Here is a 13,204-nt window from a genome sequence, read left to right as displayed (position 1 = left end):
GTGCAGCTCATTGATGCCCAAACCGAGGGCCACCTCTGGGCCGAGAACTACAGCCGGGAGCTGGACGACATCTTCGCCATCCAGGCCGAGGTGGCAAAAGCCATTGCCGGACAGTTGCAGGCGGTCCTCTCTCCCGAGGAAATCGAGAAGATCGAATACCGTCCGACGGAAAACCAGGAAGCTTACGACGCCTATGTTCAGGCCCGGCAACTGCGAAATACTCGCGGACGAGGCGCTAGACCTCAGCGAGTGGGCCTGCTTGAGAAAGCGGTGGAGCTGGATCCCGATTTTGGCTTGGCCTGGTACTTGTTGGCGGTTGAAAGCCTGGCTTTGGGAGGCCCTAACTTTATAAGAGGAGACCCCACCTTCGACACCAAGGAAGAAAGGCTAGCATTCGCTCACAAGGCCATGCGGGAGGCGGAGCGTTTGCTGCCAGACACCCCTGAAGTCCTCTTTGCCCAATCCCAATTTTTATTAGCGGAACAAGACGATCCCCAAGCAGCCATCAAACGGCTCTTGGATGTATTGGCTATCGATCCCGATTTTGTGGATGCCAACTACACCCTCAGCAATCGTTATGAGGACCAGGGACGTTATTTGGAAGCGGAACACTACGCGGAAGCCACGCTGCGCAAGGACCCGATCCAGGCACAAACCTTCCGCAGCCTCGCGCTGATCAATATAAGGATGCACAACTGGGAGAAAGCCAGTTACTACCTGAAACAACGGGCCAACGCCTTCTCCATGGTATTTGGAGACAGCGAAGAACTAAGAAGTGGGATCAGGATGGACGAATTGTCAGCCGACTACCTGTCTGGCGAAGCTCCCGAGTCCATACTGAGTCGGGTAAAAGATGCCAGATTCAATAGCCCGTGGTTTTGGTACTTTATCTGTGGAGATGCGCAAGGTGTCCTCGAAAACACGACTCCGGAGGGTGCAGGACAAATTTTTTCCTTAGATGCCTCATGCGGCGTTTTTCTGGTCCCAGTAGGAATCGAAGCGGTTACTGTGCAGGGCGGTGCGGATGGCTAGAACGTTTTCCACGCCCGGCGAGGACCAGAACATTCCGGATTGCTTGGCTCGCTTTCCGATAACGCTTTTGCATCCGGCTTCAATGACACCGGAACCATAGAAGTAACCTTTTTGGCGATAGGTTCCGTATTTCATACGGTGCTTGTTGTTTTCGAAGTAATTGATTTTAGCGTTCACCAGTTTTGCATCCCCAGTCATTGCCGCAGAGAGAACCCGCGCCTGCCAGATAACTTGTTCAATTTCGTCTTCGAAAAACATGTCCTTCCACCGTTCGAGTTGTCGCGCGCCTTGTTCGCTTTTTTTGCCGAAAAGTATTTCAACGATTTCGGTGAGGTATTCGCGGGCATGGTAATAATCGAGGATTTCCACCGCGCCCGGGAAGTTGATGCGGACCACTTCCCATATCCACACCGCCCCATCGGCGATGAAGACGATTTCCTCGGCACGTCCCATCCCGCGACGAAAGGCTTCTTTGCGCAGAAGCGTTCCAAACTCTCCACAGCGACGTAGCGTAGCGACATAAGAGGTCGAGTCACAATCGCGGAAGGGTTCCTCGCCATCGACTGGATGCTGGGTAAAGACACACCCGGTTTTCACTTCCTTGGTTTTGGCCGTGCCGTCGGGCTGCTTACCGGCCACGCCCTCCAATTCCTCTCTTCGCATTGGCACACCCGTGCCGTCGCAACTGACGTAAAGACGAGGCACCGCCTTAGTCCCGGCCTCAACACCTTGTGCCTCCAACTCGGCGCGCATCTGAGGACCAATCCGCTCGACCATTCGGTTGAGCTGACGTGCGCTCACTTCCAGCCCGGCATACGCTTTGAGATCCCCACTGCCCGCCCCGTAGGAATCCCTTCCCGCAGCTCGGCAGATCAGCCGCGCCACGCCCGGCGTATAGCCGTTGTGCAAGCCGAGCACTTCGTCCAACGGGTAACGCCCCCTGCCACTTGGGGCATCGTAATAGTAATTGCGGCATAGTCGCAACTTCCCGAACAAGCACTGCACTTCTTTGCTTTGTGCGCCCATGCGTTTTTCTCCGGGACGCTTTTCATCCCCGGCTACCTTTAATTGCGGATCATTGAGCAACCCCTCCAGCATCCTTGTGGCATCCGCATGCAAAGCGCTCCTCAGCCCCACCTCAATCCACTCCAGGTTGCCCAACCCTTCGCAGCACAAGTGCTGCTCAACCAGTTTCAAAAAAACTTCGGTTTCGCGCAGACATTCCTCAAGAACTATCTGTCGTTTTTTTTACCCGGCATCTCTTCGCCTGGCGAATGGGTCATCGCCACGGTGGTTGCGACAAAATCGTTCGACAGTTGCTTAAAACGATCCATCCCCTCAATGCCTTCTCTCAGAGAAGCCACCTGATCGACTTTCACACGAGTGGTTACATTTTTCCCATCCCGCCAGACCTGATGTTTATAATAAGGGCCCGTTCGATGAATCCTCCCATCGACTTCCCGCTCCCGATACTCCTCGCTCAAGCGTCCGTGTTCCATCTGCTTGATAGTGCCCATTTCCTCAAGAATTTCCCGCCGTTTTGTTTCGTAATCATTCATGGGACATGAAAATGACGAGTAGCTAGACACTTTCAAGCCCAAAATAAAGGGTTTCAGCGATACGGAAAGAATTTGTCCTGCACCCCACGGGAAGTATTTGCGAGAAACAATGTGACAGCGAAAAGAAAAGCGCGTGTTGGCGTTTTCATGGATTAAGAGGAAGTGGGAAGAGGAAAAATCGGAGATGAATACTCCTGAATCTGTAATTTGTAAAAAATTCGTAGTCAAGCGGCATGATGAGCGGAAGCAAAAAGATTTTTGTCAGTTTTCCAGAGTTAGGCGTACGAACTTTGTACCGTCCATAAACCACTGATACCTGCGCAGGTTTCCCTCGTCGACTCCTTGAACTTCCAGTTTCTTCCAACCGGTTGAGGAAAGGTTTTCTGATCCTTCGAGAACCAAAGTGTAAGGATTTGAATTTGTCGGAATGGAATGCTGAAAGGAGCCAATGAGCTGACCGTTTTCTTGAATGGTGGTTATGTAGATCCGGGGTTGGCTTGAGGTATCCAGCATTTCCGTTCCCAATGCGTATTCCACAATATTGGCGAACCCATCAAAATCGGCGTCTGCGTTTTCGGAAAGCTCCGAGGCAAATGGATCTGCTTGTCCCTCTTCCAACCAGCGTTGATAGGGAGAAGTGCGGACAAAGAAGAACGCATCCTTGCTGAAAGAGCTTCCTTCGGGTCCCACGACTTCCACCCGGTACGTGCCGTTAAGTGCATAACCCGCATGGTCGAATTGGAGGGATGAGGTCTTTTGTCCTTCCAGTTCCACCAAATCCTTAAACCACTTATAGCTGGCGTTTCCAGAATCCTCAACGACCACACTCATGATTGCCGGGCTTCCCCAATCCACAATGGTGTTACCCGGTTGCTGCACTATTTTGGGTCCTCTCGAAATAATTTCAAACAGTAGAGTTAGCGGTTGAGAGGAAGGTCCCTGGGCATTCGCATTTTCCCAGCCGGTCAGATTTACCAGAAAAAGACCATCTTGAGTCGGTGTACCACTGATCGTCCCTACGCCAAACTCGGTTATGATTGGCGATAATCGAAGGCCCGGAGGAAGATTCCCGCTTACAGTGAAAGCTCCCGCTATAAATTCTTTGGAGAAAAATTTGATATCTACCGCTTCACCAACGACTCCATTGAGAGCATCAAACCCTTCCAACAGTATAAGGTTTACCTCGCTACTGGCCGCAGTGATGCCATCCAACTCCGTATTCACCTTGAAATTCGCTTGGGCGGAATGAAAAACAACCTGCCGACTAGGATTACGCTGGGATTTTTTTGACTCCGCCCAGACATGACAGGGCTCCCGAATAATCAGCATCACGAAGAGTGTGCTGGATAGAATCACTTTTTTTATTCCAGGCATATTTAGAGGCTTTAATAAACCCAAAGGCAGCTCCATTCCATTTCGATGGATCCATGTCAATCCGACCTATTGAAGCAGACAACAAATCACGCAATCGTCGATCTGAATCTTCCATCCCAACTTTTGGAAGTTGTAAGGCAAAAGTGTCCTCGCTCCGTCGCCTCGACGCCATGCCAACTAAACGATTTGATTACCCTATTGAGAAGCTTATCCAAGGAGTTGTTCGGCTCACAAAAAAGCCCGACACGAAGGAGCCGGGCTTTTCTGGAAAGGTTAGAAAATTCCTCAGCGGTCCGGGTAGCCGATCCCCCCGCTTTGTTAACCCATTGGCTGACGGATCCTCCCGTCTGAGTAACCGTGTCCGGGGCTTGAGCATCAAGCCATAGTTTCAAACCTCCAAACTCGTTTGGCGTAACAGCCTCGATTTAGAGAGTAAGGAGACATATCGACAGAACTGTCAGGGAAACATCGGTTCATTCCCATTTCTCCTTAGTAGGGCTCGATGCTTGCATCGACGCCTTGTCCTGAGACCTTATGCGCTACGGGGGCCGAGTTGCAAGCAACTGGGCCTACCGCGAAAATTTTGAATCATACTCGGCGCGAAGGTTGGAATGAGATCCAGGATTCCTTTCTGAAGCATTGCGAATCTTAGCGAGTGCTGAATCTATAGATCGTAGTGGTTTTATATTCCTCGCCTGGTTTCAGGATAATGGAAGGGAAGCTTTTCTGATTAGGTGAGTCCGGGTAGTGCTGCGTTTCGAGGCAGAAACCGTTGCGGAAGTTGTAGGCTTTGCCGGATTTTCCGATATTCGATCCGTTAAGGAAATTGCCGCAGTAGAACTGCACGCCCGGCTCTTCCGTCCATACCTCCATGAACCGGCCAGAGGTAGGTTCAAAGGCGGTCGCCGCCAAGGCCAGGTCCCCATCCTGATTGTCTAGGACCCAGTTGTGGTCATAGCCGCCACCGAATTTCATTTGTTCATTGTCTGCATTTACTCGCTCACCGATGGTATGTGGTGAAGTGAAATCAAAGGGAGTTCCTTTAACCGACGCTATCTTACCCGTTGGGATAAGACCCGCATTTACCGGTGTATAATTGGCAGCGTTAAACATGAGCACGTGACTGAGGATGTCCCCATTCCCTTCACCTTTTAAATTGAAGTAGGAGTGGTTGGTCAGGTTGACGGGCGTTGCTTTGTCAGTGGTAGCCAGGTAGTCGATCTTGAGGGAATTGTCGTTGGTCAAACGGTACCACACGGTGATATCCAGATTGCCGGGATAACCTTCTTCTCCATCGACACTTAGGTAATGAAGTTTCAATCCAGGAGTATTGTTTTCTATGAAGGGTTCTGCATCCCAGACGACCTTATCATATCCGACAGTGCCACCGTGAAGATGACAAGGGATGTCGGCTGGAAAATTATTGGTGACCAAATGGTAAGTTTTACCATTGAGTGAAAATTTGCCATCGGCAACCCGGTTTCCTATCCGGCCAATTATGGCTCCGAAGTAGGGTGTATCCAGAATGTACTCTGCCACGGTATTGTAACCCAGCATGACGTCGTGCATATTGCCTTCTCGGTCAGGAACGAACATTCGCACTACTATCCCACCGTAGTTAGTGATGTCCGTTTTTAAACCATTCGCGTTGGTTAGCGTATAGAGTGAGGTATCCACACCTTCCTTTGTCTTCCCAAAGGATTGCATCGTGATGGTTGCTTTCGATCCTGCTAAAGCGGTGCCAGATAAAAGAATTGATATAAGGATTAAATTGGAAATCAGTGTTTTGACGTACATAAGATGCTGTTGAGAAAATTAAACGAATTCCGGTGATTTAAGGAATCGGAAAACTCCTTGTCGAATACATTGAGCAAATGGTGAGTTTTCGTTTGATCATTGATTTTAACTGTAGGAGCGGGTTTATCCCGCGATTGTTCGCTTCTGTTGGGAGATCGCGGGATAAACCCGCTCCTACAGCTTGGGATACCAAGAATTCGAACTTATTAATGACTCAACGAATACCCCAGCTCTTTGTCGACGACGTTGAACATGGTTTCATTACTCGCAAAATGTTTCAGGTTCCTAATAAATAAACGACGGGCTTCGTAGCCATAGTCCGGTTGGAATCCTGAGCAATGTGGGGAAATGATGACGTTTTCCATCGCCCACAGAGGGGAGTCCGAAGGCAAAGGCTCCGTTTCAAAGGTATCGAGTCCGGCACCTGCTACAATACCATCCTGAAGTGCTGCAATCATGGCATTTTCATCGATGTGGATTCCTCTTCCCAGATTTGCTATGAAGACACCTCGTTTCATGAGTGCAAATTGAGCCGGTCCAAGTATGTGCCTTGAATCGGGAGTGTTGGGAAGAAGGCATACTATAATATCTGCCCTTGGTAACAGGGAGTTGAGCTTATCCGGACCGTGCATTTCGTCCACAAATTGACAGCCTCGCTCAGGCTGACGGCGAATGCCCATCACCTGCATGTCGTGAGCCTGTGCTAGTTTGGCCATCCGTGTTCCAATGGCCCCAACACCGAGAATAAGCATGGTTTTTCCTTCGAGTGTATCGAGTCGACCATCTCCAGGTAAGCCTTTCCAGTGTTTGTGTGATTGATTTCGGATAAACTCCGGTAACTTTCTATTGTGGGCCAAAATCATGGCAAATGCGTGTTCGCTCATAGGCACTCCATGAATACCTGAGGAGTTCGTTAAGGTCATGGGAAGATTCTGGTGATCTTCGAATTCGAACATCCAATCCAAACCAGCCGAATAGGCGTGGTACCATTTTAGACGACCATTTAGAATCAGTTCTCGGGGAGGTTTGAAACCAGTACCTATTTCGACGTCATTTATTCTTTCCGGATCTTCATTCATTGGATCCGCTGTCATCCACAGGTCGAGATCAGGTGCCATTTCTCGAATGGCATTGGCTTGGTCCTGGTTAACTGCCTTAGGTTTCTGGAGAATTAGCAATGATGGCATAGGTAAATAGGGTGAGGCTGCATTACTTCTGCGAGCAACCAAAAATCGCTAATTGTCGCCAACAAAAAAAGGACCCGCCTTTTCGGGCGGATCCCTTATTTGTTTAGGTAGGAAAATTTGTTTCACTACCGCCTTCAAGAAGGCGTGATTGTACCGTCAGGCTTCCATGGGGGCGTTAACACCTCCGGTGATTCTTTCGGTATCTATGTTTTTCGGTTTATAACCGCCAATCGATTTGAAGTAGAGCATCAAGAGCAGATAGATCAGAGCCATCGCGGCCGGAATAAAGGCATCCGCTTTGAGTGTCTTTTGATCGCCTACGATACTCGCTTCCGCAACCAATATTTGGTCGGGTGTTGGATTCTCAGCTGTTTGGGCATTCGAGAGCTTGGTTCCGTCCAGTCCGGTCACTTCTTTGAAAACAGTAAATGAGCTGGATGTTTCTGCTTTGTAAGCTTGATAGATTGCGGGATTGTTTTGTTCCAGATGCTCGGCCGTATAACGGTCTTTGGCGTAACCCAATCCCGGTCCCCCAAGCATACCAGCGGACATCATCCCGATACCGCCCATAATCGACATGGCGATGGCGCCCGTGCTCGGGAACCGGTCGCCCACGACCGCAAGCATGGTTGGCCAGAAGAAAGTTTTGCCAACCGCGTAAACAGCCAGCGCTACCATCGCTCCGATAAAGGTTGTAATGCCGCTTACCATCTGAAGTCCTACTACCGCCAAAACAGAGCAGATGAGGAGGATTCCAATGGGCGAAATTTTCAGCGTCTTCTCAATGAAGTGTGCTGAGAATCGCAGGGCGAACATAAGCAGGGATGTGAATACGAAAAGGATTTTTCCTTGAGCAGGAGTCAGAATGTTTCCCGTGATATTCTGAATCCATCCATCCGTTCCTAATTCAACTGCACCTACCAGTGCGTGAGTGATGAAGAGAACAAACAGGAGTATCGAACCAATGGAGAATTGGGTGATCACACCAACGGCTACCAATAGGATGCCCCCGATGATCCACGAGACCGCAGTCGGTAAACCGAGTGCTCCTTCGCAAAATAGAACCAGTAAGTAAACCGCAACGGCTGAACCGAGGATACCCACTTCTTTGAACATTTCGCCCAATTTGAGTCCCTTGGCTGCTGCTGCAGATTGTGGAAACTTTTGGCCCATGAATGCTACACCGTAAAGAACGGTTGGGATGAGGAAAAGACCGAGTTGGATCTTCCAGCTAAAGCCACCTTCTCCGCCCATCGTCCAACCGATAAGTCCACCAATAACCAAACCAGCAGGCCAGGAGGCGTGAAGGATGTTGAGGTAGTGCGTGCGGTTTTTGGGGAACAGAGTAGAAACCAACGGATTGGCAACCGCTTCGAGTGTTCCGTTTGCCAGTGCAAAGATAAAGGTGCCCCAATAAAGGAATTTGTAGGCGAGCATCTGATCTTGTCCTGCCGTTGCGCCGAAGGTAACCAGCGCCGAAGCGACGTGGAATATAAACGCGGCTAAAACGAGTTTACCATATCCGATTTTATCAACGACGACGCCACCAATGATAATTCCGAAACAGAAACCAGTGAAGCCAGCGCCGCCAATGGCACCAAGTTGGGAACCAGTGAAGCCGAAATCGGCCGCCCAATTTGCCAGGATGCCGCCACGGACACCAAAGCCAATTCCGGCTGCTAAGATCGCGAGAAATCCGGCCCATAATAGCCTTTTCGCATTTGGCGCTATGCCAGTGTCATATCCATTACTCATAGTTGAATGTTGGTTTTTTTTGGTTATTTATTTTGATTGATTCCTTGCGGACGTTGCCGAAGGCGGAGTACCTGATCACCTTTTTGGATTTCTGATCTATTTTTGTATATTAAGACAGGGATAGTTACGAACTGATTGGAGATTCAGGGTGTTGCTCTATGAAGGGAAAACTTCAGGGCTTGTCAATCTCATAAGTTATTCCTGGTATAGATTTTGGGGTTATTTATTAATTTCCCTGTGTGCGCGAAAAGCTGATACTCGTTTCCCTTAGTGCCCTTATGGTAAAAACTGGGTGTTGGACCAATATATTACCTCTGTTGGTTGTAAAATGGAACCTATGAAGGTGAATTTACATGATTGAAAGAAAAGCCGGACCGCTGCTTAGTTTTCGTTCAATGAAGCGAATCGTTATGCTGGTAATCTTAGGTCTCCTTGTTTGGGCTGGCTTTTACCTGCGTTTTGTTGACCTTGGGCAAAAGCCTATGCACACGGATGAGGCGGTAAATGGACTTAAGATCCATCAAATGCTGGCCGGTGAATCGGTCGCATTCGATCCAGCTCACTACCATGGTCCTTTGTTGCGTTATCTGGCTATCCCGGTTGTTTGGGCTGGCAACATTTTCTTCGATGTCAGTCTCTCTGAAGCAAGCCTTCGTTGGTTAACCGCTTTAGCTGGAAGTTTAGCCGTGCTTTCTATTTTCCTTTACCGGAATTACCTCGGACCTGACGCCAGTTTTATCGCCCTGGTTTTGGCGGCCGTATCACCTCCCTTGATCTACTACAGTCGGTATTTTATTCATGAATCCGTCTTTCTGCTGTTTTCGCTTACTTTCTTGATTCTGCTATGGAGATTCTGGGAGGAAAAAAGTTGGAAAAGTGCGGTATGGGCCGGAATGTTCGCCGGGCTGTTGCATGCTGTTCGTGAAACGGTGGTGCTCGTTCTCCTCGCTGCGGTCATTGGCCTTCTCGTTTCGTTTGGGCGTGACTGGCGTTTACATTTGAAATGGGTGATCTCGAAAGAAGGCGTTTCCAGGGTAGGGGTGTTCTTTGTTTCCGCGGTAGTCGTTTCTATTTTATTTTATTCGGCATTTTTTACTCATTTCCAGGGCGTGCTTGATTCCATCCTGACTTTCTTTACCTATAAAACGGAGGAAGGCCACGAGAAGCCTTGGTACTATTACCTCGGACTGATCATTGGCGAGAAATCGCGGATCGGGTATCTTGGACAAGTGTGGGTATTGCTTTTTGCTTTGGCTGGTTGTTGGCAGGCTTTTTTCGATAAAATCTGGGAAAGCCAACGGTTGCCCTTCCTTAGATTTATCGCTGCGTATACTTTAACAAGCACTGTACTATATTCATTAATACCTTACAAGACGCCTTGGTTGATGATTAACTTTCTGGTGGGGTGGGTCGTATTGGCTGGTGTTGGATGGGTGTATCTTTGGTCCCGTTATCAAAACAACCTTATTCGGGGAGTTCTCGTTATTTTGTTGTTAGGTTCAATGGCTCATTCGGTACGACAATCCTGGTTGTTGAGCTTTCGTTTTTCTTCGGATTCCCGGAATCCATTTGTTTACAGCCATACGTCCGCCGATTTGATAAAATTGGTCGATAGAATTGAGATATTGTCGAAATTGCATCTGGATGGAAACATGATACGTATCGATGTGGCCGGTACTGAGTACTGGCCATTGCCCTGGTATCTCCGTGATTATCCCAGAATTGGTTATTGGTCGGAACTTCCATCCAATTCGGCAGCTCCGATAAAAATCCTTAGCTTTTCGGGTGAAGAGGAGGTGCCGGAGTTCGATGAGGATAAATTCATCTCCGAGCTTCGTGGATTACGAGAAGGGGTGTTTTTGTTAATGTTTATCGAAAAGGGTTTGTGGGAGAGGCAGTTTCCATCTGAGTGATATATGGCTGAAGACGTTCACAGCTTTCGTCATCAAGCGATGAATACATGGATTGAACTCTCTATGACGGGAGTTGATCCTGACTATGCACGAAAGGCCTCCGTTTCTGCCTTTAACGAAGTCGATAGATTGGAGCGATTGCTCAGTCGTTTTTGCGAAGGTAGTGATGTGGATATTCTCAATAAGAGAGGGCACAAAGAGCCGGTTCGGGTAACCGAAGAATGTTGGGATTGTCTTTTGTTGGCAATGGATCTCGAGATTTTAACGGAAGGAGTTTTTTCAATAGCATTTGAATCCTTTATGGATCTGGCACCATATGGAGGAAATAGACCTATTGGGACCTGGTTGGAGATGGATCCCGGTTCATCTTCGGTTTTTTTCAAATACCCTGAAATAACTATTGATTTGGGAGGAATAGGAAAAGGCCATGCATTGGATCTTGTGGTAAAGCAGCTTGAAGACTGGGATCTCAAACATTTCCTGCTTCATTCAGGCACTAGCAGTGTTGTGGCTCGCGGAAGCAAAATTCCACAAGAAGGATGGCCCGTTGTGGTGGGCGCGGATGCCTTCTCGAAAAACACTCTCCTAAAAAACGAGTCATTGAGCAGTTCAAGTTTGGCGGTGCAATCTTTCCATATTTTAAATTTGGAGAAGCAGGAAGTTTTGAACTCGGAGCGACGAACCTGGATGTGGGCTCCTACTGGAGCCGTATCAGATGCGCTCTCGACAAGCTTTATGCTTATGCCTTCCGAACAAATTAAGACGATCTGCGATTGCTATCCCGGGCTGGGTGCATTGGTTTTAGAACCGGATGTTTCCGAGCCTTTATTGTTCGGTTTGGCGAAAGAAAGATGTTTGTAAATCAGCTTTGGCTGATCCGTTTAAGTTTTTCGCCGCCGAATAAATGATGCGCTTCGCGTAGGATATTGGGTATCTTTTCGGCAAAGCGATTCCCTTTCAACGCGGCTATCATTTCCTGATCATCAAATGGTTTTACCGGATTCCCCAGTATCCAAATATCGTCTGCACTGAGCATATTGTAGCGCCACTTGCCGAACGCCGATAGGTCGATTGCTTTTGCCCAGGTCCATAATCGAAGAATATCCAATACGTTGATCTTCTGCGGAAGATTTTGCCACGCCGGAATACCTTGATGCCATTCTTCGAGCCAATGAGGATCTATGAGGGAGGCGACCTCAGCTTCTAATTTTTCTACGATCGGTTTTGTGATTTCTTCCGCCACGTCGTAGTGCTCCAGGCCTTGAATGTGGAGATCGAAATCCTCCGGCTTGGCCGCCCCGCAGCTTAGCGTATGCACATGGGGGTTGGCCAGGCAAAACAAGCCGTTGAAAACCATGGGATCTAAGGGATCGCAGAGATCAAGGAGTTTTTGAGGCGGTTTGTACAACTGTCCACCCTTGTCATTGGGGCTAATAATAAACACCCCCATATCCTGTTTGGCAGCTGCTTCAATTGATGAGGAGTTTAACTGGTTAGTAAAATACCAGTGCAGGTTTACATATTCGAATTCACCGGAATTGATAATTTCAGTAATTTCGTCATTCGAGGCGTGTGTCGAAAAACCAATGTGTTTGACGCGACCTTGTTCCTTGAGCTTTTGAGCTATTTCTAAGGAACCTCCTGGTTTTAAGGCTTTTTCGATCAACGCTCGATTATTGAGTCCGTGAAGACTAAAGAGGTCGACGTACTCTTGCTGAAGATAGTCCATTGAGGTCTCGAATACTTTAAGAAATGCTTCCTCGGTATCTTGAGGTGGAATCTTCGTTTGCAGGAGGTACGATTCTCTTGGAAACTGTTTGAGCGCGTGGCCGAGCTGCATTTCAGAACTGCCATACCCGCGAGCCGTTTCAATATGGTTGATTCCCTTTTCCAAAGCGTAGGCAAGGATTCGCTCAATATTTTCCTGTCCTTCCTTTGGTATGTCCTCCCACGGTACATCATCCCACTTGTGGTGATACCGCATGCCACCGCAGGAAATGACCGGCATTGAGAGCTCTGTTTTACCAAATCGACGATATTTCATGGGGAATTAATGGAAGTTTGGAATCTTCTGAGTTGTCATTCGGTTTTTTCGTAGCTAGCGTCTGGTTAATCAATCAAAACTCAAAGAAAGTCCCATGAAAGTCTCTGTTACAACTCTTCTCGCTGAAAAAGCTCACAATATCTATTCAATAGATGCTTCCGCATCGGTCTTGGATGCAGTAAATGAAATGAATCATCGCGGCGTTGGTTCAATAATCGTCCTCGACCAAGGAAAGCTGGTTGGCATTTTTACCGAACGAGATGTATTACGTAGAGTGGTTGTTCCAGCTTTACCGGCAGATTCAACACCCGTTTCTGATGTAATGACCAAGGATGTGGACACATTTGCTCCTAATACTACTGTTGAGGCAGCAATGGCTCACATGAATAAGGAACGGCATCGTCATGTGCCCGTGGTAGAAGGTGAAAGAATTCTCGGATTGGTTTCCATTGGAGATATCACACGCTATTTATCCAAAAATTTTGAGAATGAAGCTCAAAATCTTCTCAGCTATTTCACTGGTACTTATCCTGAGGGTTAGGT

12 protein-coding genes are annotated in these 13,204 nt (G+C 48.3%); 5 read left to right on the top strand and 7 right to left on the bottom strand.

Annotated elements, in window-relative coordinates; genetic code table 11:
* Positions 1–1,032 (top strand): hypothetical protein (locus O3C43_02285; protein MDA1065312.1); only part of this gene is annotated, 1,032 nt, incomplete at its 5' end.
* Here the strand turns inward: O3C43_02285 and O3C43_02280 are convergent.
* The 3 genes from O3C43_02280 to O3C43_02270 form a co-directional block, all read right to left on the bottom strand.
* Positions 964–2,229 (bottom strand): ISKra4 family transposase, encoded by a 1,266-nt coding sequence (locus O3C43_02280; protein MDA1065311.1) that lies wholly within the window; start codon positions 2,227–2,229, stop codon positions 964–966. The two genes, O3C43_02285 and O3C43_02280, sit on opposite strands and share 69 nt — an antisense overlap.
* Positions 2,230–2,264: 35 nt before the next feature.
* A complete protein-coding gene (locus O3C43_02275; GenBank protein ID MDA1065310.1) occupies positions 2,265–2,591 on the bottom strand; it encodes a hypothetical protein in 327 nt (108 codons plus the stop codon).
* A gap of 261 nt (positions 2,592–2,852) precedes the next feature.
* Positions 2,853–3,965: an immunoglobulin domain-containing protein gene (locus O3C43_02270; GenBank protein MDA1065309.1), complete on the bottom strand. Its 1,113-nt coding sequence runs from the start codon at positions 3,963–3,965 to the stop codon at positions 2,853–2,855.
* Positions 3,966–4,018: 53 nt separating this feature from the next.
* Between O3C43_02270 and O3C43_02265 the strand changes: the two genes are divergently transcribed.
* Positions 4,019–4,351, top strand: coding sequence for a hypothetical protein (locus O3C43_02265; protein MDA1065308.1), 333 nt, complete (start codon positions 4,019–4,021; stop codon positions 4,349–4,351).
* 262 nt (positions 4,352–4,613) lie between these two features.
* Here the strand turns inward: O3C43_02265 and O3C43_02260 are convergent, their stop codons facing one another.
* From O3C43_02260 to O3C43_02250, 3 genes are all read right to left on the bottom strand, one after another.
* Positions 4,614–5,672 carry a galactose mutarotase gene (locus O3C43_02260; GenBank protein ID MDA1065307.1) on the bottom strand — a complete coding sequence of 353 codons (1,059 nt, stop codon included), beginning with the start codon at positions 5,670–5,672 and terminating at the stop codon, positions 4,614–4,616.
* Between the two features lie 296 nt (positions 5,673–5,968).
* Positions 5,969–6,949 carry a D-2-hydroxyacid dehydrogenase gene (locus O3C43_02255; protein MDA1065306.1) on the bottom strand — a complete coding sequence of 327 codons (981 nt, stop codon included), beginning with the start codon at positions 6,947–6,949 and terminating at the stop codon, positions 5,969–5,971.
* A 156-nt stretch (positions 6,950–7,105) separates the two neighbouring features.
* Positions 7,106–8,704, bottom strand: a complete 1,599-nt coding sequence (locus tag O3C43_02250) for an MFS transporter (GenBank protein ID MDA1065305.1) — start codon at positions 8,702–8,704, stop codon at positions 7,106–7,108.
* A 395-nt stretch (positions 8,705–9,099) separates the two neighbouring features.
* On the opposite strand from O3C43_02250, the gene O3C43_02245 reads away from it, so the two are divergent.
* The gene (locus tag O3C43_02245; protein MDA1065304.1) at positions 9,100–10,617 is read left to right on the top strand and encodes a TIGR03663 family protein; all 1,518 of its coding nucleotides are present in this window, start codon (positions 9,100–9,102) and stop codon (positions 10,615–10,617) included.
* Between the two features lie 3 nt (positions 10,618–10,620).
* Complete coding sequence (locus tag O3C43_02240) at positions 10,621–11,478, top strand: FAD:protein FMN transferase (GenBank protein ID MDA1065303.1); 858 nt, start codon at positions 10,621–10,623, stop codon at positions 11,476–11,478.
* A gap of 1 nt (position 11,479) precedes the next feature.
* Here the strand turns inward: O3C43_02240 and O3C43_02235 are convergent, their stop codons facing one another.
* Positions 11,480–12,661, bottom strand: a complete 1,182-nt coding sequence (locus tag O3C43_02235; GenBank protein ID MDA1065302.1) for an aldo/keto reductase — start codon at positions 12,659–12,661, stop codon at positions 11,480–11,482.
* Positions 12,662–12,755: 94 nt separating this feature from the next.
* Here O3C43_02235 and O3C43_02230 point away from each other — a divergent pair, with 94 nt between their 5' ends.
* The gene (locus O3C43_02230; protein MDA1065301.1) at positions 12,756–13,202 is read left to right on the top strand and encodes a CBS domain-containing protein; all 447 of its coding nucleotides are present in this window, start codon (positions 12,756–12,758) and stop codon (positions 13,200–13,202) included.
* Positions 13,203–13,204 lie beyond the last annotated feature (2 nt).

The organism is Verrucomicrobiota bacterium, from assembly GCA_027622555.1.
Lineage (GTDB): Bacteria > Verrucomicrobiota > Verrucomicrobiia > Opitutales > UBA2995 > UBA2995.
The sequence above is the reverse complement of the archived record's forward strand: the minus strand, read 5'-3'. Positions and strand labels throughout refer to the sequence as shown.